Source organism: Pseudactinotalea sp. Z1732, assembly GCF_049724975.1.
In the GTDB taxonomy this organism is placed as follows: Bacteria; Actinomycetota; Actinomycetes; order Actinomycetales; family Beutenbergiaceae; genus CALKWS01.
The window spans coordinates 665,682-691,441 of sequence record NZ_JBMPQC010000001.1 but is presented as its reverse complement, the minus strand read 5'-3'; the positions used below and the strand labels follow the sequence as shown (position 1 = coordinate 691,441).

Below are 25,760 nucleotides of genomic sequence, written 5' to 3'. Positions count from 1 at the left end.
AGAACGACGATACCGAACCACACCCCCAACCCCCGCCGGCGCCCCAGCAGGTGGTGCGCGCTACCGGGAGGCGGCGTCGTCGTCCGGGGTGCTCACCGCACCTGCTCACGCACCCAGGTGAGTTCCTCGGCATGGCCTGCGCCGGGGGTCTCCAGCACCACCGGGGACTTGGCGGCCGCGGCCAGGGCGCCGAGCGCACCGGGCTCGATCAACCCGTCCGTTGCGTGGATGCCTGCGTGGCGGTCCTGCCCGGAGTTGAAGGCGCCCCGCGAGTTGTTCAGGTGCACCAGGTCGATACGGCCGGTGATAGCCCGGATCCGGTCGGTGAGCCCGTCGAGTTCCTCACCACCGGCGAACGCGTGGGCGGTGTCCAGGCAGAACCCCACCTGCTCGCTCCCGTCGGCCGCGGTCACCGACTCCCACAGCCGCGCGATCCGCTCCACCCCCCGTGCCATGGAGTGGTTCCCGCCCGCGGTGTTCTCGATCAGGAGCGGCACCGGCTTGGGCGTCTGTTCGATCGCCTTGCGCCAATTGTCGAATCCCACCTCCGGATCGTCCTCGGCCCGGACGTGCCCGCCGTGCACCACCACCCCGATCGCCTCGATCTGCCCGGCCAGGTCCATCACCTTGGCCAGGAGCTTGCGGCTGGGGATCCGGATCCGGTTGTTCAGGCTGGCCACGTTGAGCACGTACGGGGCGTGCACCACCAGGGCGATGCCGGCCTGCTGCGCGGCCCGGCGAAGCCCGTCGGCCCCGTCGGGGTGCGGCGCACTCGGAGCCGACCACTTCTGCGGGTCACCGAGGAAGATCTGCACCAGATCTGCCCCGACCTCGCGCGCGTACCCGATCGGATCGTCCTGCCCGGCGTGGGCGCCCACCAGTTGCGTCATGCATCCGAGACTAACCGCCCGTGCCCACACAGGTAGGCCCCGGGACCCACAGGGCACCCTGCCTACCTCGCCGGGCACATCCGCCGGCGGCGCAACCTGCATCGGCTGGACACCACGGGCGCTGCGGCGCCCGAATAGACCGGGGTAGCCACAGCAAGGCCCGGGCGAGCCCAGTGTTCGCCGGGCGATAAAACGTTCCCCAACTCCCGCCGTCGTGCTTACAGTAGAACCCCACACGGGAAAGGAGGTGGTCCGAGAAGTGATTTCTTATAGGACTCGTGAGGTGGCTGCCCGCTAGCAGCCCGTAGCAACGGACCCGACGCGGGTTCGCCCGCGATAGCGCTGGCGAATACCCGGCAGTCACCGCGACGTCCCGTGGAAGGGGCACCCTCGTCCAGTGCACTTCCGGCCCATTCGGGCTGGACCACGGGACGTCGTCATGCCCGGGCCGGGCCACCATCGCGGCCTCAAGATGCGAAACCGCCCACAGGGAGTTGACTGGGCCCGATGAGAAGGATCGCGGTCGCGGCCATGCTCCTGATCCTGGCGCTAGGTGCCTGCAGCGCCGTGCCGGCCGACCCTGACGGCACACTCGACCGCGTCACCGGGGGCACCCTGCTGGTCGGCGTCTCCCCGAACCCGCCCTGGACCGACCTGCCCGAGGGAACCGACGGGGATCCCGCGGGCACCGAGGTGGAACTCGTGACCGAGTTCGCTGCCACACTCGATGCCGAGGTCGTGTGGGTGCCGGGCGGGGAGGAAGCGCTGATCGGGCAACTGGAGCGTGGTGATCTCCACCTGGTGATCGGGGGCCTCACCGCGGACTCGCCCTGGCGGGAGATGGCCGGCCTCACCCGCCCCTACACCGAATCAGCAGACGACGGCGCGCAGATCCCCCGCGTGATGGCCGTACCGGCGGGCGAGAACGCCTTCCTGGTCACCCTCGAGCGGTTCCTGCTGGCGGCACGCTGATGGCACGTTTCGGACACACCGAGTTGCCCCCGCAGGTGCAGGCGGCGCTGCGCCGGGCGGTTCGCCTGGCGTGGATCACGATCGGATTCTTCGCCACGGCGGTGGCCCTGCTGCTGCTGACCATGGGGGACTCCAAGGCGATGCAGGCCGCGGTGGTGGAGAACACGCTCTCCTTCATCCCGCCGATCGCCTTCCTCTTCGCCGTCCGCGCCACCAAGCACCGTCCCAGCCCGCGCCACCCGTACGGGTACCACCGGGCCGTCGGCGTGGGGCACCTGGTGGCCGCGACCGCCCTGTTCGGTCTGGGGGCCTTCCTGCTCGTCGATTCCGCCGGCGGGCTGCTCTCCGGCCATCGCGCCTCGGTGGGCCTGGTGGAGATAGGCGGGCAGGTGGTGTGGTCGGGGTGGCTGATGATCGCCGTGCTCGCCTACACCGCCCTGCCGCCGGTTCTGCTCGGTCGGGCGAAGATGCCCCTGGCCCGGCACCTGCACGATCGCGTGCTGTACGCCGATGCCGAGATGAACAAGGCCGACTGGATGACCACGCTGGGCGCCATCGCCGGGATCATCGGGCTCGGCGCGGGACTGTGGTGGGCCGACACGGCATCGGCGCTGTTCATCGCCGGCAACATCCTGCGCGATGGGGTGCGTAACGTTCGGGTCGCCACCGCCGCCCTCATGGACGCCCGCGTGGAGACCTATGACGGCAGCGGCCCGCATCCGTTGCTCCCGGAGATCGATGAGACCCTGTCCGCGCTGCCCTGGGTCCAGGCCGCCCAGTCCCGGGTACGCGACCAGGGCCATGTGTTCCACGTGGAGTCGTTCGTGGTACCGGTCCAGGGCCACACGCCCACCCTTGCGGAGATGACCCGGGCACGGGAGGCGATCATCGACCTGGACTGGAAACTCGAGGACGTCGTGGTGGTCGTCGTCGCGGAGTTGCCGGCGCGGATGCTGCCCGGAGTTCAGGAGGATGTCTCGAGCACCGGCTACGACGCCTCGTCCTGAGACAGCCTCCCCCCTCCCCGCGCCCACCCGAGGCATGGCAGGGTGGTACACCATGGACTTCCGCATCTTCATCGAGCCCCAGCAAGGCGCCTCCTACGCCGACCAACTCGACATGGCCCGCACCGCCGAGCGTCTGGGCTTCAACGGGTTCTTCCGCTCCGACCACTACATGGCCATGGGCAAGGGTGACGGACTGCCTGGCCCCACCGACGCCTGGACCACGCTGGCCGGCCTGGCCAGGGAGACCTCCTCGATCCGCCTGGGCACCCTGGTCTCCTCGGCCACGTTCCGCTACCCCGGGGTGCTGGCCATCCAGGTGGCACAAGTGGACGCGATGTCCGGAGGCCGGGTGGAACTGGGTCTGGGCACCGGTTGGTACGCGGAGGAGCACAGCGCCTACGCGATCCCGTTCCCAGCCAGACGCTTCGGTCTGCTCACCGAGCAACTCGAACTGATCACCGGGCTGTGGCAGACCCCGGTCGGTCAGCGGTACAACTTCGACGGCGAGCACTACCAGATCTCCGACTCCCCCGCCCTGCCCAAGCCGGTGCAGTCCCCGATGCCGGTGATCATCGGTGGCGGCGGACCCCGGCGCACCCCGGCGCTGGCGGCCCGCTTCGGCACCGAGTACAACGCAGGCTTCCCGAAGCTGGCCGACCTGCCGGAGACGTACGGCCGGGTCCGCGCCGCCTGCACCGACGCCGGCCGGGACCCCGACGACCTGGTCTACTCCACCGCGCTGATCACCGTGGTGGGCCGTGATGAGGCCGAGTTCACCCGCCGGGCCGGGGCGATCGGTCGCGAACCGGCGGAGTTGCGGGAGAACGGCCTGGCCGGGACCGTCCCGGAGGTGATCGAGCGCATCCGCGCCTTCGCCGCCGTCGGTGCCGAGCGCTTCTACCTGCAGATCATGGATCTGTCCGACCTCGAGCACATCGCGCTCATCGCCGACGAGGTCCTCCCGCACGTGGAAGCCTGATGCGCTACCGCCAGATCTCTGCTCACCCCGAGCCCGGCACCGTCGAGCGGCTCACCATCGTGCCGGTGCTGCCCGACGGGACGCTGGGCGCGCTGGCCGGCACAGGCGTCGGAAGCGGCGCGCTGGAAGACACGGCCGCCGGAACCGGCGCGGCCGACGACGGCGCATCCCCCGAGCGCGCACCGCTCACCCTGATCCATGGCGAGGTCGGTGCGGAGGAGGACTGGTACGGCCAGGCGGTCGCGCGGATCAGTGCCGAGCGGGCCGGCTTCGCGGTCGATCGGGTGGAGCTGGTGGCCGCGGAGGGGTTGGCCGGGGCGCTGCACCTGATCGTCTGGGCGGACGGTGACCTGGCGCCGGCGGCCGAGGAGGGTTCCGGGCCCCAGTACCCCGCTCCCCTGCTCGGCCTGGCGCCGGATCAGTTGCGGCTGCGGGTCGCGGCCGATCAGGGCATCATCCCCGGCGGGGCCTCGCCGGCCTGGATCGTCGCGGACGTGGCTGCCGCCATCGCCACCTCGAGGTAGCGCAAGGCGCCGCCGATGATGCGGCCTCGCGTCAGGCCGTGGTGATGGAGGTCAGCACCTCCAGGTAGCGCCGGTAGGCGGCCACGCCGGCCGGGGTGAGGGACAGCCAGGTACGTCCCCGCCTGCCCTCATACCCCTTCCGCACCGCGAGGTACCCGGCCTCCTCCAGTGTGGTGATGTGCTTGGAGTGCAACGAGTCGCTGACCTGGACCAGGTCGCGCAGGGTGCGGAAGTCGATCGAGTCCGCAGCCGCGAGCGCGGCGACCATCGAGAGCCGGACGGGTGCGTGGATGAGGTCGTCGAGTTCGTGGCGGGGATGCTGGACGGTCATGCTCGCAGGACCCGCCAGGCTGCGAGCAGGCACGGGATGCTGGGAGCCAGGGCAAGCGGGATGAACCACGGGGAGTTCTGGGCGCCGATGAAGGTGAACCCGATGGCCACCATCATCAGCACCACGTAAGCCCACGTCATCGGCCGATCCACCCGGGCGGCCTGCCGTCCGACCACCCCGCGCCTGGCTTCCCACACGGTCAGGACCGCACCAACCAGTCCGAACCCGACGGCGATCCAGAACTGGATCGATCGCGGAAGATCCTCCCGCCCGGTTCCCAGCAGGAATGTGGGCGTGAGGATCGCGATCGTCAACCACATCCACCCGTGCCACCGGGCCGCCGAGCGAACCCGGGTACCGATTCGGGCAGCCTGCTGGCGGGCCGCCTGCGGTGAGAACTCCTGCTGGGCCATCTGGGTCACCTCTCGCCGGACTTGAACCTTATTCAAGTAGATGAACGGCGGTCAACGCTTTAGTCACGCTCAGTCGGGCTCGGGCTCGGGCTCGGAGATCGGAACGCTACCGGCCGCCCGCGTGCGGCAGGATGGGTAGATGCGATTCGGAGTGCATCTGGGATATTGGTCGGCCGGCCCACCGGAGGGTGCGGCGGAAGCGGTGCGGGCTGCCGATGACGCCGGACTCGATTCGGTGTGGACCGCGGAGGCCTACGGTTCCGATGCGTTCACGCCGCTGGCCTGGTGGGGAGCGGCGACCTCCAGGGTCCGCTTGGGGACCGCCATCGCGCAGATGTCCGCGCGCACCCCCACGGCCACCGCGATGGCGGCGCTGACGCTGGACCACCTCAGTGGCGGGCGGTTCATCCTCGGGGTGGGCGCTTCCGGCCCGCAGGTGGTGGAGGGCTGGTACGGCCAGCCGTACCCCCGCCCCCTGGAGCGCACCCGGGAGTACGTGGATATCGTGCGGCAGGTGCTGCGCCGCGAGGCACCGGTGACCCTCGACGGCGCTCACTACCAGCTCCCCCATCCCGGCGGAACGGGGCAGGGCAAGGCGCTGCGCTCCACCGTGCACCCGCTGCGCGCGGACCTGCCGATCCACCTGGCGGCCCAGGGACCGAAGAACACCGCACTGGCCGCCGAGATCGCCGACGGGTGGTTACCCGCGTTCTTCTCCCCACGGCTGAATGATGAGTACACCGAGTTGCTGGCCACCGGGTTCGCCCGGCGCGCCGGTGACCTGCGCCCGGCCGAGGAGTTCGAGGTGAGCGCCTCGGTGCCGGTCTCGATCGCCGGTGACGCCGAGGCCGCCGCGGACCGGGTACGCCCGCACCTGGCGCTGTACATCGGCGGCATGGGCTCGGAGAGCACGAACTTCCACCGCCAGGCCATCGCCCGGATGGGCTATGAGGCCGAGTGCGATGAGGTGCAGCGCCGCTACGCCGACGGCGACAAGGCCGGAGCGGCAGCGGCGATCCCGCTGGAACTGGTCCAGGACGTGGGCCTGGTCGGAACCCCGGACCAGGTGCGCAGCCAGTTACGCACCTGGTCCGAGACCGCGCTGACCACATTGATCATCCAGACCGACCTGCGCGCCGTGCCCGACCTGCTACCCCTGCTCGGCACACCGCCAGGCTAGGTAGCCCAGCGGCGTTGCCCGCGCTCAGAGCAGGTCCAGGATCGCCACGGCCCGCCCACGCAGGTCGACCCTCGCCTCCTCGGTCAGGGTGTCGGGTGGCTTCGGACTGTCCAGGTGCCGGATGAGCCGGGTCAGCGCCTGCTCTGCGGGCTCTGTCCGCCCGCTCTCCAGGTGCTGCTGAGCCTGGTTCGTGGCGTTCGTCAACCGGTGTGCGATCGGGCCATCGACCGCCCCGGCGGCCCGGTACTCCGCCAGCGCATCCCGCAACGCGATGACCGCCTCGAGCGGATCGGCCGGTCCCTCCTCGGCGTCGGCAGGGACCAGCCGCACGTCGTCGAAGGTTCCCCACGCACCCCCGGGCAGACTGAACGATGCCTGGATGGTGGCCTCGCCGTCGTCGGATACCTCGATCCCTTCCACCGCGGTGGTGCGGTAGTTCTGCCACCCGACCAGTTCCAGCGGCTCGCTCCACTCCCCGGCGGAGGTGGTCGCGGACAGGGTCATCTCCGCGCCGGCGGCGGCATCGCCCTGGGTGACCGCCGAGAGGGCGTACCGCCCGGGCGGTAGGTCCCGGAGGTGCTGGGTGATGGTGAAGGTGTAGTCGCTGCCGTGCCAGAAGTCCACCGCCCGCTCGCCGGCGTTGGTGTTGGACGTCCCGGTGATCTGCGCCCCGGTGCCCTCGATGATCCACATCGAGGTGTCGGGGTCCTCGAAGCTGGGGTTGAGCACGTAGTTGACCAGTTCCACGATCACCGTGGCGGTCACCGACAACCCGGTCTCGGTGGTGCCCTCGACCGTGTAGGTACCCGGGCCGGCGATGTGGGAGGCGTCTGCCCAGGTGACGCCCTGGTCCTCGGTGCTGCGGTCGTTGAACCGCACGCGCACCGTCTCGGGCAGTTCGACCGGATCACCGACGCCGATGATGAGTTCCACCGGCTCGACGGCGGTGACCTCCCTGGGTGCGGTGGCGCCGGTGCGGGCGTAGGTGAAGATGTTCAGGGTCTCCAGCGGGTGGCCGTCGAAGTCGAACAGGGCCTGGTTGTCCCAGGAGGTGCCGCCGTAGTACTGGCCGGCGTCGGCGGGGTCGTAGTCGCTGGCGTGACTGGTGGCCCAGCCCGAACCGTGGGCCTCCCACAGTGCGGCGTTGGCCTCCCACTGATCGGGCGGGCCCACCGGCAGCCAGGCCGGTTCCCAGTAGAAGACGCCGATCCCCTGAGCGTTCACGGTTGCCTCGATCACGTCGCGGATCGCATCGGCCTGACCCTGTTCGGTGAGCGGGTAGTCGTAGGTGTCGGAGTTGACCGAGTTCGGGTGACCGTCGCCGTCGTCGGGGGTGTAGGCCCAGGAGGTCTCGACGACGAGTACGTCCTTGCCGTACTCGGTGCGGATCTCGTTCAGCACGTTGGTGAGGTTGGTCAGGCTGCCGTGCCAGAAGGAGTAGTAGGAGCTGGCGAAGACGTCGTAGTCCACGTCCGCCGCCTGCAGTGCCGCAGCCGCTGCCGCATAGCGGCCCTCGGTCTCGGGGTTGGTGAAGTGCACCGCGATCAGGGCATCGGGCAGCACCTGCCGGGTGGCCTCGGCTCCGGCGGCAAGGACCCGGGCGAGGTTGTCCAGGCCGGTGACGCCAGCGACGCCGTTGTTGGTCTCATTGCCGACCTGCACCATGCCGACGTCCACACCGGCTTCCTCGAACGCCTCGAGGGCCCCGGTGGTGAAGTCGTGCACCGCCGCGGCGGTTTGCTCCACGTCACCGTCGAAGCCCTGCCAGGCCTTGGGCGCCATCTGCTTGGCCGGGTCGGCCCAGAAGTCGGAGTAGTGGAAGTTCACCAGCACGCGCATGCCCGCGGCCGTGGCCCGCTGGCCGATCGTGATGGCGCGGTCGACGCCGACGTTGCCACCGCCGTAGCCGTTGCCATCGGCATCGAAGGGGTCGTTCCAGACCCGAATCCGCACGTAGTTCACATCGTGCGCGGCGAGGAGTTCGAAGATGTCGGCACCGGCCCCGGCTGCGTCATGGAAGGTCACGCCGGACTCCTCCAGGGACAGGATCGAGGAGATGTCCACGCCGTTGATGAAGTCCTCGGGCAGGCCGGCGACGGGGTCGACGTGAATGGTGGACTCCACCGGTCCATCCTGGGAGGTCGCGGCCGGTGGGGCCACCGAGGTGCTCGTGGGCGCGGCGGCGGCCGTCCCCGGGGGAGCCGCGGCACCGGCGGCCAGGGGTGCTGCGAGCAGGGCGCCCGCCGCGGCCAGGACGGCCACGCCCCGGAGTCGGGTGGGGTCAGATGATTCGCGATCGAGGTGAGCCACGATCGATCCCTTCTGTTGAACGTCGATGTTCTGAGCCGGAAGGCCGGAGCACGGGGTGTGCGATCAGCCTTTGACGGGGTGGGCGATCAACCCTTCACGGAGCCGGCGGTCAGCCCGCCCACGATGTACTTCTGCAGGAACAGGAACAGCAGCAGCACCGGCAGGGCCGCGATCACCGCACCGGCGGCGAACAGGCCCCAGTTGGCGTTGAGTTGCTCCGAGACCCAGGTGTACATCCCCACCGCGAGGGTCCAGTTGCCCTCGGAGGTCAGGATGATCCGGGCCAGGATGAACTCCCCGAACGTGGCGATGAAACTCAGCAGCGCCACCACCGCCAGGATCGGGGTGGCCAGGCGCAGGATGATGCTCCAGTAGGTCTGGGAATGGGTGGCGCCGTCGATCTTGGCGGCCTCGTCCAGGTCCCTGGGGATGGTGTTGAAGAACCCGTACATCAGGAAGGTGTTCGAGCCCAGGGCACCGCCCAGGTACACACAGATCAGCGCGACGAGCGAGTTCAGCCCCAGTTGCGGTACCACCCTGCCCAGCCCGATCAGCAGCAGGAAGATCGCCACGAACGCCAGCATCTGCGGGAACATCTGCGCGATCAGCAACATAGTCAGGGAGAGCCGCCGGCCGGTGAAGGAGAACCGGGAGAAGGCATAGGCCGCCGCGGCCCCCATCAGCACCGAGCCGAGGGCCACCGAGACGCCGATGATCAGGCTGTTGACGGCCCAATCCCAGAACCGGGTCCCACCCAGCGCGGTGAAGTTGTCCAGGGTGAAGGTGGTGAACAACGAGGTGGACCCGGTCAGGGTGCCGGTGGTGGCCACCGCGGCGGAGAGCACGTACACCAGCGGGAACGCGGCGTAGAACACCACGATCGCGCCCAGCGGGTACTTCCAGCCGACCTCGGCCCACCACCGCGCGCGCCGCGGGCCGGTCGGGGTCGAATCCGCACCCCTGCCCCGGCCGGAGCCGAGCGGTCTTTCACGAGAAATCGAAGGAGTGGACATCACATGATCTCCTCGAGCTTGCGGGTCTGCCGGAAGGCCAGGGCGGAGATGCCTCCCACAATCAGGAAGATCACGATCGACAGCGCACTGGCCAGACCGAAGTCAGCGCGCCCGCCGGCCACGCCGGAGATCTGGTAGACCATCGTGATCAGGATGTCGGTGTGGCCCAGCACGGCGGTGGTGTCGGTGAACCTGGGACCACCGCCGGTGAGCATGTAGATCAGCGTGAAGTTGTTGAAACTGAACGCGAACGAGGCGATCAGCAGTGGCGCGGTGGAGATCAGCAGCAACGGCAGCAGCACCGAGCGCCAGGTGCGCAACCGGCCGGCCCCGTCCAACGTGGCCGCTTCGGTCACGTCACTGGGCAGTGACTGCAACGCCCCGGTACAGACCAATAGCCAGTACGGGAAACTCAGCCACAGGTTCACCCCCAGGATCGCCAGTTTGGCCAGCCACGGGTCGGTGAGCCACTCCACCCGGGTGCCGAAGAAGAAGATCTGGTTGATGATCCCGTAGTCGGGGTTGGAGTTCAGCATTCCCCGCCACAGCAGGGCGGACAGGAACGCCGGGAAGGCGTAGGGCAGGATGAACAACGTCCGCCACACCCTGCGGCCGCGGATCCGGGTGTCGTCGAAGATCGCCGCCAGCACCAGCCCCATCAGGAAGCTGCTCAGCACGGTCAGCACCGCGAAGGAGAAGGTCCAGGCCAGGATCTTCACGAACGGGCCGGAGTAGTTGGTGTCGGTGAAGGCGGTGGTGAAGTTCTCGAACCCCACCCCCACTCGCCAGCCCACCGGCAGCACCGATCCGTCCTCGGCCTGGAACTGACCCCGGTCGTTGGGGGTGTAGGCCACACCGGTCTCGGTGTTGGTCATGACGTCGGCATCGGGATCCCAGTCCAGCACCGAGGTGTAGACCGCGCCGGTGGAACCGTCCCGGGTGCGGATCGACCCGTCGGTGGCCTCCTGTGAGACCGGCACCCGCAGCGCCACCACCTCGTTCTGCAGTTCACTGAGGATCCGGGCTCGCTCCACCACCTCCCAGCCCGGTACCGCCGTCACCCGCTCGTCGGTGACGGTGGCCTCCGGCTCCTCCGCCAGGGGTTCCTCGGCCGTGCCCACCCGGGCCACGCCGTCGTCGTAGATGGCGAAGCCGAGTTCGCCGTCGGCCTCCAACACGGTCAGGGGGTAGGAGGGGGACTCCGGCGCCCGCCGCTCGTCCTGGATCAGCAGGGCGTCCACGGCCTGGGCCTTGGTGGCGTTGTGGCCGGTGCCGTAGTTGGTGAAGGCCACGTACCCGGTGTAGACCATCGTGAACAACTGGAACACGATGAGGAATACCAGGCCGGGCGCGATGTACTTCAGCGGCAGCGTGCGGCGGGAGAAGTAGACCCAGTTCGCCGCCACCACCAGGATGAGCGAACCGGTGAAGATCCCCCAGGAGCCCTCGGTGTAGGCGGACCAGAGCAGGTAGACCCCGAAGGCGTTCACCAACGCCATCAGGGCCAGTTTCACCGCGTACCCCACCGGGGAGTTCCACTCCTTGGCGTGGGCCGTGCGCACCTTCGACGAGGCGGGCCCCGGTGGCTCGGGTACGGTCTCACCGGGCGGCGCCCCCGCGGTGGGGGGCTGGGAAAACTGGGACATCGACGTCTCCGTTACGGGGCGCTAAAGGGAAGGGCCCGCCGGGCCGGCGTGCGGGTGGTGGTGCCGGCCCGGCGGGTGGTCTGATCAGCCGAGGGTGTCCTCGAGGTTGGTCAGCATCCGCTCCCAGGCCACCTCGGGGTCATCGGACCCGGAGATGATCGCGGCCTGAGCGGCGTTCCAGTGGTCCCACACCTCAGCCATCTCCGGGATGGAGGGCATCGGCGCACCGTTCTGGGAGGAGGCCAGGAAGCCGGCCACGACCTCATCCTCGGCGACCTGCTCGGCCACCTCGGTGAAGGCCGGGATGCGCGGGTCGGCCTCGTGCAGCGCCGTCATCGCCTCCGGGGTTGCGATGAAGTTGACCAGGAAGTCGTTGGCCACCAGGGCGTTCTCGCTCTGTGCCGAGACGTAGAAGCCCTGCACGCCCACGAACGGCGCGGCGGTCTCGCCGCCGGCCGAGGGGATCGGGTCCACGGCCACGTCCACACCAGCGCCGGTGAAGTCGGCGATCGCCCACGGGCCGTTGATGGTGAACGGGGCGTTGCCGTCGGCGAACTCCTGCACCGCGATGTCGTAGGTCCAGTCGGTGGAGAAGACTCCCTCGTCGGCGCGCTCACCGAGCCACTCGGCGAAGGCGTAGCCGCCGTCACCGCCCATGCCCACCTCATTGGTGTAGGAGCCGTCGGGGTTCTGCTCGAACACCGGGGCCCCGAAGGAGGTCTGCATGGCGTAGTAGTTGTAGGCGTCGCCGTCGGCCCCGCCGGTGTTGATCACGAACGGGTAGTTGGTGCCGATCTCACGGCCCAGCTCGATCATCTCGTCGAAGTCCGCCGGGACCGGGTCCGGGGCCAGTTCGGTGTTGCGGATCAGGGCGATGGCCTCCAGGGCGTAGGGCAGGCCGTAGAGCTGGCCGTCATAGCTGAAGCCCTCGATCGCGACGTCCTCGAACTGGCCCTCGTTGCCGGCCAGGTCGACCGAGTCCACCACACCGTTGACGATGAAGGACCCGAGCCAGTCGTGGGCGCCGACGGTGATGTCGGGGCCCTCCCCGGTGGGAACCTGGGCCAGGAAGTCGGCGCGGATGTCCTCGAAGTTCTTCACCACGAGTTCCACCTCGATGCCGGTCTCATCGGTGAAGGAGGCGGCAGCGGACTCCACGGCCGGCTGGCGGTTCTCATCCACCCAGATGAGCAGGGAACCGTCGGCGGCCGGAGCCTCTTCTTCCTCGGTTTCCTCCTCGACCGGGGCTTCGGTCTCCTCGGGTTCGGCCGGCTCACCGTTCGTGTCGCCGTTGCCGCAGCCCACCAGTAGGGCCGCCGAGGCGAGCATCGCGATCGGGATTGCTGTTCTGCGCATGTGATCATTCCTTCACTTGTGAAAGCCGGGCCGGTCCGGTGACGGGCCGTGGCGGGTAGGGGATGGAGGGGCACCCGGGGGTCAGTCGACCTCGGGTGAGTCGGGAACGGGGACGCGCACGACGGCGTGACCGCCGGCGGGTAGGTCCAGCGGACCGGACAACGGGGCATCGGTGAGCAGATCATGCGCACCGGACTCGAACGGCACGGTGGCCCCGACGTGGGAGTGGTTGAGGATGACGACGTAGTCGCTGCCGCTACCGTGCCGGCGCACCACTTCCACCTGCTCGGGAAGGGTCGACGGCGACAGTCCGGCGTCCGCGTAGGCGGCACCCAGGACCGGGGCCAGGTGCTCCACGTCCAGTTTGGTCGCCACGTACCAGCCGGTGCCGGAGCCGTGGCTGTGCCGGGTGATCGCCGGCATGCCGTGGCTGGCCGCCTCGGTGCCTGCCCGGCCGTCCCCTGCGGCGGCGCCACCGGCGCTGCCGGGTGCGGAGTCGCCGTCGGGCGCTGCGGCGGCCGGGGTACCGGCGCCGGCGTCACGGTCCTGGAAGTAGCCGGGCTCGGCCGCCGGGCCGCTGGCGAAGGTGGCCAGCACCTGCGCGCCGTGGGTGATGACCGCTTCCTGCCAGGTGTCCACGGGCAGTTCGCGCACACCGCCGTCCGGTTCGGGCCAGCTGAGCGCAGCCCGCTCACCGGAACGCATCGGCAGGAACTCCTCCACGCTGACCCCCAATGCCTCCCGCAACGGTGTACCGAACCCGCCCTCGTGGACCGCGTCGTGCTCATCGACCACTCCGGAGAAGAACGACACGACCAGTGTGCCGCCTTGGGCGACGTAACGGGTCAGATTCGCCGCTGCCGCGTCGGTGAGCAGGTAGGAGGCCGGGGCCACCACGAGTCTGTAGGCGCTCAGATCGGACTCCGGGTGGGCGAAGTCGGTGGTGATCCCGTCGCGCCAGAGGCGTTCGTAGTAGGCGCGGATGCGCTCCTTGGCGTCCACGTCCACGCTCGGGCGCCACTGGAGGGACTGGGCCCAGTGCGACTCGGTGTCCCACAGGATCGCGGCCTGGGCGCGCACGGTGGAGCCGGCGATCTCGCCCACCTCGCCCAGCGTGGTGCCGAGCCCGCGCACCTCGCGCCAGGTCCGGGAGTCGGTGCCGGCATGCGGGAGCATCGCGGAGTGGAACTTCTCCGCGCCGAAGCGGGAGGCGCGCCACTGGAAGAAGCAGATCGCGTCGGCCCCGCGGGCCAGGTGGCCCAGGGAGTTGCGGGCCATCTCACCGGGTCGCTTGGCCACGTTGCGGGGCTGCCAGTTCACCGCGGAGGTGGAGTGCTCCATCATGATCCATGGCTTGCCGCCACCCACCGAGCGGGTCAGGTCCGCGGCCAGGGCCAGACCGATGTGGCCCTGCGGGTCGGCTGCGGTCAGGTAGTGGTCGTTGGAGACGATGTCCACTTCCTTGGCCCAGGCGAACAGGTCCGTGGTGGGGCATTCGTTCGCCATGAAGTTGGTGGTGATCGGTTGGCGTGCGTGCGCCCGGATCGCGTCGCGCTCGGCGATGTAGCACTGGCGCAACTGGTGGTCGGTGAACCGGGCGAAGTCCAGGCTCTGGGAGGGGTTGGGCACCGATGGCGTGGGGCCGGGCGGGTTGACGTGGGACCAGTCGGAGTAGGCCTGGCCCCAGAACGCGGTGCCCCAGGCCTCGTTCAGTCCGTCCAGGTCGGTGTAGCGGCGTTGCAGCCAGAGGCGGAACTCCCGGGCGGCATTGTCGGAGAAGTCCTCCCCCACCGGGGCTCCGTACTCGTTGTGCACGTGCCACATCACCACCGCCGGGTGGTCGGCGTACCGTTTGGCCAGCTCGGTGGCGATGCGCACCGCGGCGGTGCGATACTCCGGGGAGTTGGGTGAGGCCATCCCACGTGAGCCCGGACCCAGTGGCACTCCGTCACGGGTGCGCACCCGGGCCTGGGGGTAGGCGTGGTAGAACCATGCCGGCGGGGAGGCGGTCGGTGTGGCCAGATCCACCGAGATACCCCCGGCGTGCAGCAGGTCCAGCAGATCGTCGAGCCAACCGAAGTCGAAGACCCCCTCCTCCGGCTCCATGAACACCCAGGAGAACATCCCCAGGCTGACCATGTTCACCCCGGCTTGGCGCATCAGGGCGACATCGTCCTCCCAGACCTCCCGCGGCCACTGCTCGGGGTTGTAGTCCCCGCCGAAAGCCACCGTCGGGACGCCCTCCCACGGGCTGGTGATCATGCACGCTCCATCAACTCGGGGTCACCGGGCCATGGAGAAATCAGCGGCGCCGGCGGCAACTGGGATCGTGCACAGCCTACCGGCGATCGGAGGGAATGTAACCCTTGGATATGGCGCCGTAATCAAACTGTGACCGTGCACAGTCTCACTAGGTGAGTTTTGTCTGAACCGCAGGTCGGAACGGGTCTAAAGTCCCTTCTGTGACCGTGCATCGTCGTCCTACCATTCGCGACGTCGCCGCCGAGGCCGGCGTCTCCCGAGGCACCGTGTCGCGCGTGATCAACGGCGGGCACTGGGTCTCCCCGCAAGCCCGGGCGGCGGTGGAGCGGGCCATCCGGGTGACCGGCTACCGGGCGAACCAACACGCTCGCAGCCTGGTCACCGGCCGGTCGAACTCGGTGACGTTCCTGCTCACCGAGCCACAGCAATTGTTGTTCACCGACCCGACGTTCTCGGTGCTGCTGCGCGGCGCCGCCGAGACCCTGTCCAGCCGCGGCATGACGCTGGTGCTGCTGGTGGCCTCCACAGATGCCGAGCGCGAGCACGTGGCACAGTACGTGGGGGCCGGACACGTGGACGGAGTGCTGCTGATCTCCTCCCATGAGCAGGAGCCGCTGCTGGACTCGCTGCTGGCGCTCAACGTCCCGATGGTGGCCTGCGGAGTGCCACTCGGGGCGGAGGGCCGGGTGCCCTCGGTGGCCGTCGACGAGGCGGGCGGCGCCCGGGCCATGGTGCGCCACCTGCGCGAGCGGGGACGACGACGGATCGCCACCATCACCGGCCCGCTGGACACCCCCGGCGGCAAGTTCCGCCTGGCCGGCTACACCGAGGAACTGGGCGAAGACTTCGATGAGGCACTGGTGGCCCACGGGGACTACTCGGCCGAGTCCGGTTCGGCGGCGATGGCCCGGTTGCTGCAGCAGGCCCCGGACCTGGATGCGGTCTTCGCCGCCTCGGACCTGATGGCCGCCGGGGCACTGACCACGCTGCGCAAAGCCGGAAAGGTGGTGCCCGACGACGTGGCGGTGGGAGGCTTCGACGACTCCGGCATGGCGGGCACCCTCGATCCGCCGCTGACCACGATGCACCAGCCGTTCGCCCAGATCAGCACCGAGATGGTCACGCTGCTGCTGGACATCATCGACGGCGCGGGGCCGAAGTCGGTGACGATGCCGGTGGAACTGGTGGTCCGCGCGAGCACCTGAGCCAGGGATGCGGATCAGCGCGGTTTGCGCGGGCGCCGGGGCGGACGGCGCGCTCGCAGCCAGGCCGGCAGGTACCAGCGCGGCACGTACAGTTGCAGGCCGCCCCACATCGTGGCGGCCAACCCCAGCATCACCACGGGGGCGAACGCCAGGCGCCACTGGCCGGACCGGTCGAACTCGCTGTACTCGATCAAGGGGCCCAGCGCCACCAGCACCATCGCGATGCCGGGCAGGAAGAACAGCACCATCCGCTCATCCAGGGTGCTCCCATCGCCGCGGTGGGCCCACCAGCGAGCGCGGTCGGTTCGACCCGCCCGCGACCAGAGCACGAACGCGGCCAGCGCCGTGCCCGCGGTCGCAGACAGCACCGGCCACATGTGGTTCATCATCGCACCCGGTTGAGGCGGTCTTCAGCCCTCCGTCGGCGGGTTCAGGCCCGCCTGTGCGGCGGCAGCGTGCTCCGGATCGCCGGTGGTGAGGGCATACAGGCCATATCCGACCGGGAAGAAGGACTGCATCTCCACACAGTGATCCTCCAGCCGGGGCCAGGTGTGCCCGCCGGCCTCGGTGAAGGCGCGCATCGTCTCCTCGAAGGTCTGCGCCGGTGCGGTCATCTTCTGCATCATCAGATCCGACGCCGGGTCCCCGATTCCCGCAGTGGTCCAATCGAGCACCCCGGTGATCCGGTGCTGCTGATCGACCAGGACGTGCGCCTGATACAACTCTCCGTGGGTGAAGGCGGTCCACTCCGGCCAGTAGGAGTCGGTGTCGAGCCAGGCGTGCCAGCGCGCCAGGAGGTCATCGGCAACGCGGAACGCGGTGGCGACCTGCTCCAGGTCCGCCCGATGCTTGGCGCGGACCTGTTCCGGGGTGGTGTCCTGAACCTCTGCCTCGGTCAGAGCCCCTCGTGGGATTGCTTGCAGCGCGGCGGCCAAACGACCGAACTCGACCGCATACGTGCGGGAGGCGACGTCGACGTGGAAGGTCGGTTCGCCGTCGTCGATCGTCAGGGCGGGTGCGCCCGGCAGTTCCGGGTAGGCGACCAACTCCTCGTTCGCGACCTGCCACTGCGGGACCGCCACGTCGAGATGTTGCCCCACCACTGCCAGGACGGCAGCCTCGGCACTGATGGACTTCCCCATCCCCGACCGGCGCGGTATGCGTAGGATCCAGCGCTCGCCGTCATCGGCGTTCGCATAGGCCACGCGGTAGTCCAGCCCGGCTTCGTTCAGCCGGATCGAGTCCGCGACGATCGCGAGACCGTGCCGGCGGGCGAGTGCGGTGATCTCCTCGGGGGTGTGCGGGACGGTGGGGGTGCTCATGCCGTCCACCCTCGCCTCCGGGGCCGGCCGGGTGCAACAGGATTGGTCCCGCTGGGACCTCGTCAGCGGCGAAATGACCTGCCATCCCGTTGCCGGCCGCAAAGCGGTCGCCGAAGCCAGCATCAGTCGGCTCAACCGTCGCTTCAGCCGATTAATGCTGGCTTCGACGGGAGGGCGGGGGGTGGCCGGGGGGCTGGGGGTGGGGGTTCCTGGATGAACGTCAGGCCATCATGAGTCGGGTTGGGAGATCCTCACGCGCCCCGGCGCCGCCCGGTCCGTGCGGACCGGATGACCGCGAGCAGCCCTACCAACCCCACGAGTACGAAGCCGGACGTGGGCGCCATGCTCACCCCGATCAGGGCGACCACCAGCAGGGTGCCGCTCACCGACCACGGTAGGGGCCCGGCACGCTCGATCACCGTGATCGCGACCCCGGCTACCAGGCCCACCAACCCGGTCATCAGGAACCACTGGACCACCGCCCGGTCGCCGGTGAAGGCACCCGCCCACCCCTCCCGCGCGGCGTCGGTCAGTTCAGACCCGGCGCCCACCACACCGACCACTGTGTGCAGGACGCACACGCCGATCAACGCCGGTCCCACCAGGGGACGGAGGGGCTGCTCGGGCTTCGCAGGTGCGGAGGCGTGGGGGGTGTCGGTCATGACCCCCATGTTCCCAGCGGCGCCGACGGGTTCGGAAGTGGCAGGAGTCACGGGGTCTTCGCATGGTCCACCCGGGCAACCCTTGCACACATTGTTAACTTCTTGGTTAACTATCATGGTGGAGTCGGTGGCGATGCACGCCAGGTTTCGCGCACTGGGTGATCCCACCCGGTGCGCCATCGTGGAGCGCCTGGCCCGGGGGCCGGCGACGGTCGGTGAGTTGGCGGTGCCTCATCAGATGTCCCTGCCGGCGATCACCAAGCATCTGGCCGTGCTCGAAGCGGCCGGGCTGATCCAACGGGAGCGCACCGGGCGCCACGTGCACTGCGCCCTGCAGACACACGCGCTCGAGGACGTCGCGTCCTGGGCCGACCGACAGCATCGGTTCTGGACCGAGGCGCTCGCGCGCCTGGACGACGAAATCGCCGGATCCGCGACCATTCACACCACGAGTGCGGACCACCCACCCGAGGAGAACCCATGAACACCCGCGCACCCCACGACAGTGTCGTCGTCGAACGCTCCTTCAACGTCCCGCCGCAGCAGCTCTTCGCCGCCTGGACCGACCCCCTATTCCTCGCCCGGTGGATCAGCCCGAACCCCTCCCACCAGGTCCAGGTGGAGGGAGTCGCCGAGCCCGGCGGCGCCTACGCCATCCGGATGGGCCCGAGTTACACCGTGCGCGGCACCTGGCTGACGCTGCGCCCACAGGAGCTGATCGAGTTGGACTGGTCCTGGGATCACGAGGACCTACCCGCCTCCCACATCCGGGTCGAACTCATCGCCGAGTCCGGCGGCACCAGGCTGGTACTGACCCACTCCCGCCTGGCCGATGCCGAGGAGGCAGCCGGGCACGGGGAGGGTTGGCAACTGAACCTGGCGCGCCTGGCCGACGTCCTTTCCGGTACGGCCGGCCGATGGTAGTCGGCTTGCGGCCCATGATTGAGGGCATCTGTGGTTCCCCCTCTGCCTGCTGCTCGTGCCGTCCAGATCGGCACGAGCAGCAGGAGTGGCACGGACGCCTTACGCGACCGCAGTTCCTTCGAGTTCGACCATCTGGCCGGGGATAGCGAGACGGGTCACCCCGAGCATGGTGGTCGTGGGGGCGACTCCTGCAGCTCCGAGTTTCCCGGCGAGCACGCCGTAGTGCGGGAACAAGGCGTCCACGTCGGTGGTGTACACGTTGAGGCGGACGAGGTTCGCCAGGGACATGGAGGCCTCGGTGAGCACCGCTTCGAGGTTGTCCACAGCCAACGCGAGTTGGGCCGCGATATCCCCGTCGTGCTCGGGCCGACCATCCTTGCTCATCGCGGTCTGCCCCGAAATGTACAGGGTGCGGGTATCCCCGGAGACGACCTCACCCTGATTGAACCCCATCTCCTGCGACCACGTCACCGGGTTCACTGCTGTTCGTTCCATTGCCACTCCAATCGTTGCGACTGCGTGCGCCGGCGGCTGGGTAGCCGCCGTCCTTGACGCCCGCCAAACCAGCCTTCCAAGGAATCACGACACCTCATGTCATGTTTTTCGGTCAGAATGACGCTATGCGCGCCGATCGCCTGGTCTCGCTGGTGCTGTTGCTGCGCCAGCGAGGTCGGATGACCGCAGACGAGCTCGCCGGCGAACTCGAAGTGTCCTCACGCACGGTGCTGCGCGACATCGAGGCGCTGTCCACAGCCGGCGTTCCGGTCTACGCCGATCGCGGCCGCCACGGAGGCTTCTCCCTGCTCCCGGGTTTCCGGACCGAACTGACAGGCCTGAACCACGATGAAGCACTCGCGCTGCTCACCGCCGGGTCGGGCCGCGGCGAAAAGGTCTTCGGCCTGAGCACCGCGCTTGCGTCCGCGATGCGCAAGGTGGTCGACGCGCTGCCCGAAGGCCACCGAGCCAACCTCGACGACGCCGCGAAGCGGTTCCTCGTCGAACCCGAATCCGACCTGCTCTCCCGGCGGCTGGTCACCGAGGATGTCGCCAAGGACGTGATGGCCGAGGTTCGCCACGCGGTGCTGACAGGTCACAGACTCCGCTTCCACTACGCCGCGCCAAACAAGGAGCCGCGCTGGCACACCGTTGACCCGATCGGCCTGGTCACCGTCCGCGACCGCACCTACCTGCTGGCCACCAAGGATGGAGAAGATCGCACCTACCGCCTGACCCGGATGCTGACGGCAAAAGAACTTCCGGAACTCGCCCAGCGTCCTGCTCAGGTCGACCTGGACCGAATCTGGGCCGAACGTAGCGCGCAGTTCTTATCCGAGGACCACATCCCTGTGCTGGTTAGGGTTGAGCCCGCACGACGGGAGGAACTGCTGAACACCGCACGCGCCGTCCGAGCCGAGGAACCAGAAGCAGACGGCTGGGTCCGCCTTCACGTGACCTTCGAGGATCTCCGACACGCGGTATGGGCCATCTGGCAACTGGACACCGCGGCTGATGTCCTCAGCCCGCCATCACTGCGCGAGGCCCTCCAGCGGCGAGCGGCAGAACTTGCCGCGCGGTACGCCGACCGCCACTAAGGGTTCACCTCCGGGCGCCGATCAGCATGACCAAGGCTGTGGTTCCGTGGATGCCCCTTGCCACACCGGTACTGCCACGCGACGCCACCACGGTCGCGGCATCACCGCGAATCGCTGCTGGCTGAGCGCGCACTGCGGTGAGCCCTGCATCAGTCATGAGAAACACCGCGGGCGGCGACGGCACACTTCCCCTTGCGCCATCACCGCCCGCGGCGGGTGGAACGGATTGCCCGGACCGGCCTACGCCCAGTCCGGACAATCCGGGTCTAGAAGTCCCAGTCGTCGTCCTCGGTTTCCTCGGCCTTGCCGATCACGTAGGAGGACCCGGAGCCGGAGAAGAAGTCGTGGTTCTCATCGGCGTTCGGGGACAGCGCGGACAGGATCGCCGGGTTCACCGCGGTGGCGTCGGCCGGGAACAGCGCCTCGTAGCCCAGGTTCATCAGGGTCTTGTTGGCGTTGTATCGCATGAAGGCCATGACGTCCTCGGACAGACCCAGCGGATCGTACAGATCCCGGGTGTAGGCCTCCTCGACCTCGAACAGGTCCTGGAGCATCTCGAAGGTGTAGCCCTTCAGTTCATCCTGATGGTCGGCCGAGAGCCGCTCCAGGTTCTTCTGGTACTTGTACCCGATGTAGTACCCGTGCACGGCCTCATCACGGATGATCAACCGGATGAGATCGGCGGTGTTGGTGAGCTTTGCCCGGGAGGACCAGTACATCGGGGCGTAGAAGCCGGAGTAGAACAGGAACGACTCCAGCATCACCGAAGCGATCTTGCGCTTGTACGGGTCGGCGCCCCGGTAGTGCGCCACGATCGTCTGGGCCTTGCGCTGCAGGTGCTCGTTCTCCACCGACCAGCGGAACGCGGCATCGATCTCGTTGGTGGAGATCAGGGTGGAGAAGATCGAGGAGTAGCTCTTCGCGTGCACCTGCTCCATGAACACGATGTTGGACAGCACCGCCTCCTCGTGCGGGGTGATCACATCGGGGATCAGGCTGACCGCACCCTGGGTGCCCTGGATGGTGTCCAGCAACGTCAACCCGGTCAGCACCCGGGTGGTCATCGCCTTCTCGTCATCGGTCAGGGTGGCCCAGGACTGGATGTCGTTGGACAGCGGCACCTTCTCCGGCAGCCAGAAGTTCGACGTCAGCCGCTCCCAGACCTCCAGGTCCTTGGGGTCCTCGACCCGGTTCCAGTTGATCGCGTGGATCGGGCTGATGAGCGGATTGTCGCTGAGGGTGGAGGACTCAGGCGTAAGCGTGCTCAAGGGTTGTCTCCAATGCTTGGTGAACGGCGTCGATGTCCGATGGGGTGCCGAGCAGTTCGAATCGGTGCAAGTGCGGCACGCCCAACTTGCGGGCGATGATGTCGCCGGCGATGCAGAATCCGGCGCCGAAGTTGGTGTTGCCACCCGAGACCACACCGCGGCACAGGGAGCGGTTGTGCTCGTCGTTGAGGAACTTGATGACCTGCTTGGGCACGGCCCCGCGCTGGGTCCCGTGCCCGTAGGTGGGCGTGATGAGGATGTACTCGGTGTCCCCCACGTGCAGGAACTCATCGGTGGGGCGTAGCGGAATGCGCAGCGCCGGCACCCCCAGTCGTTGCACGAACCGGTGGGTGTTGTTGGACACCGAGGAGAAGTAGACGATGCCGGCCATCGTGATCAGGCCGTCCCTGCCGGCGGTCCGGCCGGCTGCTCGATCGTCATCTGGGGTTCCTTCGTCGCCTTCGGGTGTGGGTCGTGTGGGGTGTGGGGCCCGACGGCGGGTGGCCGAGTGCGTCGGCCACTCACCGCTGGTCACGGGTCAGGTGGTCACAGCGTGCAACTGACGCAGCCCTCCACCTCGGTGCCGGTCAGCGCCATCTGACGCAACCGGATGTAGTACAAGGTCTTGATCCCCTTGCGCCAGGCGTAGATCTGCGCGCGGTTCAGGTCCCGGGTGGTGACGGAGTCCTTGAAGAACAGCGTCAGGGACAGGCCCTGGTCCACGTGCTGGGTGGCCGCGGCGTAGGTGTCGATGATCTTCTCGTAGCCGACCTCGTAGGCATCGGCGAAGTACTCGACGTTGTCGTTGGTCATGTGCGGGGCCGGGTAGTAGACCCGCCCGATCTTGCCCTCCTTGCGGATCTCCACCGGCGCGGCGATCGGGTGGATCGAGGAGGTGGCGTTGTTGATGTAGGAGATCGACCCGGTCGGGGGCACTGCCTGCAGGTTCTGGTTGTAGATCCCGTGGGCCATCACCGTAGCCTTGAGTTCGCGCCAGTCGTCCTGGGTCGGGATGTGCACCCCGGCCTCGGTGAAGAGTTGACGCACGCGCTCGGTGGCCGGCTCCCACGCCTGGTCGGTGTACTTGTCGAAGTACTCCCCGGAGGCATAGGTGGAGTCGGGGAAGCCCTTGAACGCCTGGCCGCGCTCGATCGCCAGTTTGTTGGACTCGGTGATCGCGTGGAAGGCCACGGTGTAGAAGTAGATGTTGGTGAAGTCCACCCCCTCCTCCGAGCCGTAGTGGATCCGCTCCCGTGCCAGGTAGCCGTGCAGGTTCATCTGGCCCAGGCCGATGGCGTGGGATTCGTTGTTGCCCAACTCGATCGAGGGCACCGAGTTGATGTGGGTCTGGTCCGACACCGCGGTCAGGGCCCTGATCGCCGTTCCCACGGTCTTGCCGAAGTTCGGGGAGTCCATCGCCATCGCGATGTTCAACGAACCCAGGTTGCAGGAGATGTCTTTGCCGACGTGGGCGTAGGACAGGTCCTCGTGGTAGGTGGACGCGGTGGAGACCTGCAGGATCTCGCTGCACAGGTTGGAGTGGGTGATCTTGCCGGCGATCGGGTTCGCCTTGTTCACCGTGTCCTCGAACATGATGTAGGGGTAACCGGACTCGAACTGGATCTCGGCCAGGGTCTGGAAGAACTCACGGGCCTTGATCTTCTTCTTGCGGATCCGGCCGTCGTCGACGAGTTTGCGGTACTCCTCGGTGACGTTGATCTCGGCGAACGGCTTGCCGTACACCCGCTCCACGTCATAGGGCGAGAACAGGTACATGTCCTCGTTCTTCTTCGCCAGCTCGAAGGTGATGTCCGGGATCACCACGCCGAGGGAGAGGGTCTTGATCCGGATCTTCTCGTCGGCGTTCTCCCGCTTGGTGTCCAGGAATCGCATGATGTCGGGGTGGTGGGCGTGCAGATACACCGCCCCTGCGCCCTGGCGGGCCCCGAGCTGGTTGGCGTAGGAGAAGGAGTCCTCCAACAGCTTCATCACCGGGATCACCCCGGAGGACTGGTTCTCGATCTTCTTGATCGGGGCCCCGTACTCGCGAATGTTGCTCAGCAGCAACGCCACGCCGCCGCCGCGCTTGGACAACTGCAGCGAGGAGTTGATCGCCCGGGAGATCGACTCCATGTTGTCCTCGATCCGCAGCAGGAAGCAGTTGTGAACGATGACACCGTGAACCGAATAGGTGTGGGTGTCTGCCACCTCGAGGTTGTAAACCTCCCCTTCGGTCTCCTCGGTCGAGGTCGTTGTCACCCTGTGGGCGGGTTGCCCGTCGATCCATTCCGCAGGGCTGGGGTGGTGCGGTGTAGCACCTGAAAACTTGTGAAGGTCCTTGGCGACATCAAGAACGAAGTCGTAGTGCGAGCCCGGGTATCCGGTCACATCGATCTGGCTGGTAGGAGTTCCCGAGGCACTCCGGTAGGAACGCGTCCGAGCCAGCACGCCCACCCGTCGAGACACTAATGCCAGTTGCTCAACGAGCCCGACGTTGCTCAACGACATGGTGACGCCGCTACCCGTGGTGCACCCATCGCCCCGGAACGCACCGATGAGCACCTCCCGCTGGAACGCTTGAGGAGCGGTCATCAGGACCGCCGGAAGCGACTTCTGGTCGAATCCGCTGCCGACGAGGTTGAGCATGAATCCGCCGAGCACCGTCGAGTTCAAGTAGACGTTAGTCGAGCCGTCGCGGTTGATCTTGGTGCGAGCATCGAGGCCGAAGAGGCTCTTCCCCAGGAGCACGACGTCCTCGATGTACGCCTCCTCCTTGCTGCCGAAGGTGAAGTTGATACCCTTGGGGCCGAAGACGCCTTCCGTCGTCTGATGACGCAAGACGTATCCTTCGGCTAAGTAGTACCCGACGAACCTGCCGAACTCAGAATCGAGTGGGATCTCATCGATGACCGGGGTCGCGCCGCGATTGACGTCGCCGAACTTGCGAACCGTCTTCGGGTCGCGGTTGAGGCGCACCACCATGCCCTCACGCACCGCGTACTTATCGGTCTCTCCTAGGTAGTCACTCATGTTCAGCGACCGACGCGGGCTCGGCGCCGCCGAAGGGTGCGACATGACGACATAGTCACCGGGCCGAATGTCCTTTGCCGCGACCCACGTCAAATTGCTGGTGGCCCCGTCACGTCCGGCCAGTTCCCTGATCCCCTCCGGCTGGCCCGCCGGCCTGTGAACGAGTAGCGGGTGCTCCGGCGTAGAAGTCAGATCACGCGCGATACCGGCCACGCCCAGGGTCGTCAAACCCTCCCGCGAATGGCGGCTCATGACGCCGGTCACCTTGTGGTAGTTCCCATCGTGCGAGAGCACTTCATCACCTGTGCTGATCTCGTCGATACGCACTGGACCAACACGCGTGTCAACCAGCGCTTCACCAGGGAAGCAGGAGACCGGCTCCCCGCGCTGCTTCTTGCCCGAGTTCAGGAACGTGGGCGTGGCCGGCTGGAATCGGCCGGCCACGATCTCATCGACCATCTCGCGGGCGAAGTCCTCATTGCCGGCGGCCAGCGTCAGGGCCACCATGACGACCCGGTCCTCGAACCGCTCCAGGTAGCGCTTCCCGTCGAAGGTCTTCAGCGTGTAGGAGGTGTAGTACTTGAACGCCCCGAGGAAGGTGGAGAACCGGAACTTCTTGGAGTAGGCGTAGTCGAACAGGTCCTGGACGAACTCGAAGGAGTAGGCGTCCAGTATCTCGGTCTCGTAGTAGCCGTTCTCGATCAGGTAGTCGAGTTTCTCGCGCAGGTTGTGGAAGAAGACGGTGTTCTGGTTGACGTGCTGCAGGAAGTACGCCCGCGCCGCCTCACGGTCCTTGTCGAACTGGATGTTCCCGTCGGCGTCGTACAGGTTCAGCATCGCGTTCAACGCGTGATAGTCCATCGCGGGCTCGGCG

24 protein-coding genes are annotated in these 25,760 nt (G+C 67.9%); 9 read left to right on the top strand and 15 right to left on the bottom strand.

Features of this window, described 5'->3' with window-relative positions; genetic code table 11:
• Positions 1 to 92: 92 nt before the first annotated feature.
• Positions 93 to 890, bottom strand: a complete 798-nt coding sequence (locus ACPL7H_RS03255; protein ID WP_424795671.1) for a deoxyribonuclease IV — start codon at positions 888 to 890, stop codon at positions 93 to 95.
• A 507-nt stretch (positions 891 to 1,397) separates the two neighbouring features.
• Here ACPL7H_RS03255 and ACPL7H_RS03250 point away from each other — a divergent pair.
• Genes ACPL7H_RS03250 through ACPL7H_RS03235 form a run of 4 tightly spaced genes read left to right on the top strand, consistent with a single transcriptional unit; the run spans position 1,398 to position 4,372 of the window.
• Positions 1,398 to 1,862, top strand: a complete 465-nt coding sequence (locus tag ACPL7H_RS03250; protein ID WP_424795670.1) for a transporter substrate-binding domain-containing protein — start codon at positions 1,398 to 1,400, stop codon at positions 1,860 to 1,862.
• Positions 1,862 to 2,869: a cation diffusion facilitator family transporter gene (locus ACPL7H_RS03245; RefSeq protein ID WP_424795669.1), complete on the top strand. Its 1,008-nt coding sequence runs from the start codon at positions 1,862 to 1,864 to the stop codon at positions 2,867 to 2,869. Before ACPL7H_RS03250 ends, ACPL7H_RS03245 begins: the two co-directional genes overlap by 1 nt.
• A 52-nt stretch (positions 2,870 to 2,921) precedes the next feature.
• Positions 2,922 to 3,848, top strand: a complete 927-nt coding sequence (locus ACPL7H_RS03240) for an LLM class F420-dependent oxidoreductase (RefSeq protein WP_424795668.1) — start codon at positions 2,922 to 2,924, stop codon at positions 3,846 to 3,848.
• Positions 3,848 to 4,372, top strand: coding sequence for a hypothetical protein (locus tag ACPL7H_RS03235; protein ID WP_424795667.1), 525 nt, complete (start codon positions 3,848 to 3,850; stop codon positions 4,370 to 4,372). The genes ACPL7H_RS03240 and ACPL7H_RS03235 overlap by 1 nt, the downstream gene beginning before the upstream one ends.
• A gap of 31 nt (positions 4,373 to 4,403) precedes the next feature.
• Here ACPL7H_RS03235 and ACPL7H_RS03230 read toward each other — a convergent pair whose 3' ends face one another.
• Positions 4,404 to 4,703, bottom strand: coding sequence for a winged helix-turn-helix domain-containing protein (locus ACPL7H_RS03230; protein WP_424795666.1), 300 nt, complete (start codon positions 4,701 to 4,703; stop codon positions 4,404 to 4,406).
• Entirely contained in the window at positions 4,700 to 5,116 is a 417-nt protein-coding gene (locus ACPL7H_RS03225) for a hypothetical protein (protein WP_424795665.1), read from the bottom strand. The genes ACPL7H_RS03230 and ACPL7H_RS03225 overlap by 4 nt, the downstream gene beginning before the upstream one ends.
• Positions 5,117 to 5,255: 139 nt before the next feature.
• On the opposite strand from ACPL7H_RS03225, the gene ACPL7H_RS03220 reads away from it, so the two are divergent.
• Positions 5,256 to 6,296 carry an LLM class F420-dependent oxidoreductase gene (locus tag ACPL7H_RS03220; protein ID WP_424795664.1) on the top strand — a complete coding sequence of 347 codons (1,041 nt, stop codon included), beginning with the start codon at positions 5,256 to 5,258 and terminating at the stop codon, positions 6,294 to 6,296.
• A gap of 24 nt (positions 6,297 to 6,320) precedes the next feature.
• Here the strand turns inward: ACPL7H_RS03220 and ACPL7H_RS03215 are convergent, their stop codons facing one another.
• The 5 genes from ACPL7H_RS03215 to ACPL7H_RS03195 form a co-directional block, all read right to left on the bottom strand.
• Positions 6,321 to 8,606, bottom strand: a complete 2,286-nt coding sequence (locus ACPL7H_RS03215) for a glycosyl hydrolase 53 family protein (RefSeq protein WP_424795663.1) — start codon at positions 8,604 to 8,606, stop codon at positions 6,321 to 6,323.
• A gap of 86 nt (positions 8,607 to 8,692) precedes the next feature.
• Positions 8,693 to 9,619 (bottom strand): sugar ABC transporter permease, encoded by a 927-nt coding sequence (locus tag ACPL7H_RS03210; RefSeq protein WP_424787163.1) that lies wholly within the window; start codon positions 9,617 to 9,619, stop codon positions 8,693 to 8,695.
• A complete protein-coding gene (locus ACPL7H_RS03205; protein ID WP_424787164.1) occupies positions 9,619 to 11,265 on the bottom strand; it encodes an ABC transporter permease subunit in 1,647 nt (548 codons plus the stop codon). Before ACPL7H_RS03205 ends, ACPL7H_RS03210 begins: the two co-directional genes overlap by 1 nt.
• Before the next feature lie 84 nt (positions 11,266 to 11,349).
• Complete coding sequence (locus ACPL7H_RS03200) at positions 11,350 to 12,621, bottom strand: sugar ABC transporter substrate-binding protein (RefSeq protein ID WP_424787165.1); 1,272 nt, start codon at positions 12,619 to 12,621, stop codon at positions 11,350 to 11,352.
• Between the two features lie 81 nt (positions 12,622 to 12,702).
• Positions 12,703 to 14,883 (bottom strand): beta-galactosidase, encoded by a 2,181-nt coding sequence (locus ACPL7H_RS03195; RefSeq protein ID WP_424795662.1) that lies wholly within the window; start codon positions 14,881 to 14,883, stop codon positions 12,703 to 12,705.
• A 200-nt stretch (positions 14,884 to 15,083) separates the two neighbouring features.
• Here ACPL7H_RS03195 and ACPL7H_RS03190 point away from each other — a divergent pair, with 200 nt between their 5' ends.
• Positions 15,084 to 16,088 carry a LacI family DNA-binding transcriptional regulator gene (locus ACPL7H_RS03190; RefSeq protein WP_424795661.1) on the top strand — a complete coding sequence of 335 codons (1,005 nt, stop codon included), beginning with the start codon at positions 15,084 to 15,086 and terminating at the stop codon, positions 16,086 to 16,088.
• Between the two features lie 14 nt (positions 16,089 to 16,102).
• On the opposite strand, the gene ACPL7H_RS03185 is transcribed toward ACPL7H_RS03190, so the two are convergent.
• The 3 genes from ACPL7H_RS03185 to ACPL7H_RS03175 all read right to left on the bottom strand — a co-directional run bounded on the left by ACPL7H_RS03185 (position 16,103) and on the right by ACPL7H_RS03175 (position 18,072).
• Positions 16,103 to 16,474 carry a hypothetical protein gene (locus ACPL7H_RS03185; RefSeq protein WP_424795660.1) on the bottom strand — a complete coding sequence of 124 codons (372 nt, stop codon included), beginning with the start codon at positions 16,472 to 16,474 and terminating at the stop codon, positions 16,103 to 16,105.
• Positions 16,475 to 16,498: 24 nt separating this feature from the next.
• Positions 16,499 to 17,410 carry a macrolide 2'-phosphotransferase gene (locus ACPL7H_RS03180; protein ID WP_424795659.1) on the bottom strand — a complete coding sequence of 304 codons (912 nt, stop codon included), beginning with the start codon at positions 17,408 to 17,410 and terminating at the stop codon, positions 16,499 to 16,501.
• 251 nt (positions 17,411 to 17,661) lie between these two features.
• The gene (locus ACPL7H_RS03175) at positions 17,662 to 18,072 is read right to left on the bottom strand and encodes a DUF6463 family protein (protein WP_424795658.1); all 411 of its coding nucleotides are present in this window, start codon (positions 18,070 to 18,072) and stop codon (positions 17,662 to 17,664) included.
• 115 nt (positions 18,073 to 18,187) lie between these two features.
• Here ACPL7H_RS03175 and ACPL7H_RS03170 point away from each other — a divergent pair, with 115 nt between their 5' ends.
• Complete coding sequence (locus tag ACPL7H_RS03170; protein ID WP_424795657.1) at positions 18,188 to 18,556, top strand: ArsR/SmtB family transcription factor; 369 nt, start codon at positions 18,188 to 18,190, stop codon at positions 18,554 to 18,556.
• Positions 18,553 to 18,996, top strand: a complete 444-nt coding sequence (locus tag ACPL7H_RS03165) for an SRPBCC family protein (RefSeq protein ID WP_424795656.1) — start codon at positions 18,553 to 18,555, stop codon at positions 18,994 to 18,996. The genes ACPL7H_RS03170 and ACPL7H_RS03165 overlap by 4 nt, the downstream gene beginning before the upstream one ends.
• Before the next feature lie 99 nt (positions 18,997 to 19,095).
• Here the strand turns inward: ACPL7H_RS03165 and ACPL7H_RS03160 are convergent, their stop codons facing one another.
• Positions 19,096 to 19,491, bottom strand: a complete 396-nt coding sequence (locus ACPL7H_RS03160; protein WP_424795655.1) for a RidA family protein — start codon at positions 19,489 to 19,491, stop codon at positions 19,096 to 19,098.
• 125 nt (positions 19,492 to 19,616) lie between these two features.
• On the opposite strand from ACPL7H_RS03160, the gene ACPL7H_RS03155 reads away from it, so the two are divergent.
• Complete coding sequence (locus ACPL7H_RS03155) at positions 19,617 to 20,588, top strand: helix-turn-helix transcriptional regulator (protein ID WP_424795654.1); 972 nt, start codon at positions 19,617 to 19,619, stop codon at positions 20,586 to 20,588.
• A 266-nt stretch (positions 20,589 to 20,854) separates the two neighbouring features.
• On the opposite strand, the gene nrdF is transcribed toward ACPL7H_RS03155, so the two are convergent.
• The 3 genes from nrdF to nrdE all read right to left on the bottom strand — a co-directional run bounded on the left by nrdF (position 20,855) and on the right by nrdE (position 25,747).
• Positions 20,855 to 21,856 carry a class 1b ribonucleoside-diphosphate reductase subunit beta gene (nrdF, locus tag ACPL7H_RS03150; RefSeq protein WP_424795653.1) on the bottom strand — a complete coding sequence of 334 codons (1,002 nt, stop codon included), beginning with the start codon at positions 21,854 to 21,856 and terminating at the stop codon, positions 20,855 to 20,857.
• Entirely contained in the window at positions 21,837 to 22,247 is a 411-nt protein-coding gene (gene nrdI, locus ACPL7H_RS03145; protein ID WP_424787181.1) for a class Ib ribonucleoside-diphosphate reductase assembly flavoprotein NrdI, read from the bottom strand. The genes nrdF and nrdI overlap by 20 nt, the downstream gene beginning before the upstream one ends.
• Positions 22,248 to 22,402: 155 nt before the next feature.
• Positions 22,403 to 25,747, bottom strand: coding sequence for a class 1b ribonucleoside-diphosphate reductase subunit alpha (nrdE, locus tag ACPL7H_RS03140; RefSeq protein ID WP_424795793.1), 3,345 nt, complete (start codon positions 25,745 to 25,747; stop codon positions 22,403 to 22,405).
• Positions 25,748 to 25,760 lie beyond the last annotated feature (13 nt).

Coding starts and splice junctions, on each gene's coding strand:
- ACPL7H_RS03210 (WP_424787163.1), bottom strand. CDS start 9,619: ATGTCCACTCCTTCGATTTCTCGTGAAAGACCGCTCGGCTCCGGCCGG.
- ACPL7H_RS03205 (WP_424787164.1), bottom strand. CDS start 11,265: ATGTCCCAGTTTTCCCAGCCCCCCACCGCGGGGGCGCCGCCCGGTGAG.
- ACPL7H_RS03155 (WP_424795654.1), top strand. CDS start 19,617: ATGCGCGCCGATCGCCTGGTCTCGCTGGTGCTGTTGCTGCGCCAGCGA.
- nrdE (WP_424795793.1), bottom strand. CDS start 25,747: ATGGACTATCACGCGTTGAACGCGATGCTGAACCTGTACGACGCCGAC.
- ACPL7H_RS03255 (WP_424795671.1), bottom strand. CDS start 890: ATGACGCAACTGGTGGGCGCCCACGCCGGGCAGGACGATCCGATCGGG.
- ACPL7H_RS03170 (WP_424795657.1), top strand. CDS start 18,188: ATGGTGGAGTCGGTGGCGATGCACGCCAGGTTTCGCGCACTGGGTGAT.
- ACPL7H_RS03230 (WP_424795666.1), bottom strand. CDS start 4,703: ATGACCGTCCAGCATCCCCGCCACGAACTCGACGACCTCATCCACGCA.
- ACPL7H_RS03185 (WP_424795660.1), bottom strand. CDS start 16,474: ATGAACCACATGTGGCCGGTGCTGTCTGCGACCGCGGGCACGGCGCTG.
- ACPL7H_RS03195 (WP_424795662.1), bottom strand. CDS start 14,883: ATGATCACCAGCCCGTGGGAGGGCGTCCCGACGGTGGCTTTCGGCGGG.
- ACPL7H_RS03235 (WP_424795667.1), top strand. CDS start 3,848: ATGCGCTACCGCCAGATCTCTGCTCACCCCGAGCCCGGCACCGTCGAG.
- ACPL7H_RS03175 (WP_424795658.1), bottom strand. CDS start 18,072: ATGACCGACACCCCCCACGCCTCCGCACCTGCGAAGCCCGAGCAGCCC.
- ACPL7H_RS03250 (WP_424795670.1), top strand. CDS start 1,398: ATGAGAAGGATCGCGGTCGCGGCCATGCTCCTGATCCTGGCGCTAGGT.
- ACPL7H_RS03225 (WP_424795665.1), bottom strand. CDS start 5,116: ATGGCCCAGCAGGAGTTCTCACCGCAGGCGGCCCGCCAGCAGGCTGCC.
- ACPL7H_RS03245 (WP_424795669.1), top strand. CDS start 1,862: ATGGCACGTTTCGGACACACCGAGTTGCCCCCGCAGGTGCAGGCGGCG.
- ACPL7H_RS03220 (WP_424795664.1), top strand. CDS start 5,256: ATGCGATTCGGAGTGCATCTGGGATATTGGTCGGCCGGCCCACCGGAG.
- ACPL7H_RS03180 (WP_424795659.1), bottom strand. CDS start 17,410: ATGAGCACCCCCACCGTCCCGCACACCCCCGAGGAGATCACCGCACTC.
- ACPL7H_RS03200 (WP_424787165.1), bottom strand. CDS start 12,621: ATGCGCAGAACAGCAATCCCGATCGCGATGCTCGCCTCGGCGGCCCTA.
- ACPL7H_RS03160 (WP_424795655.1), bottom strand. CDS start 19,491: ATGGAACGAACAGCAGTGAACCCGGTGACGTGGTCGCAGGAGATGGGG.
- ACPL7H_RS03165 (WP_424795656.1), top strand. CDS start 18,553: ATGAACACCCGCGCACCCCACGACAGTGTCGTCGTCGAACGCTCCTTC.
- nrdI (WP_424787181.1), bottom strand. CDS start 22,247: ATGGCCGGCATCGTCTACTTCTCCTCGGTGTCCAACAACACCCACCGG.
- ACPL7H_RS03240 (WP_424795668.1), top strand. CDS start 2,922: ATGGACTTCCGCATCTTCATCGAGCCCCAGCAAGGCGCCTCCTACGCC.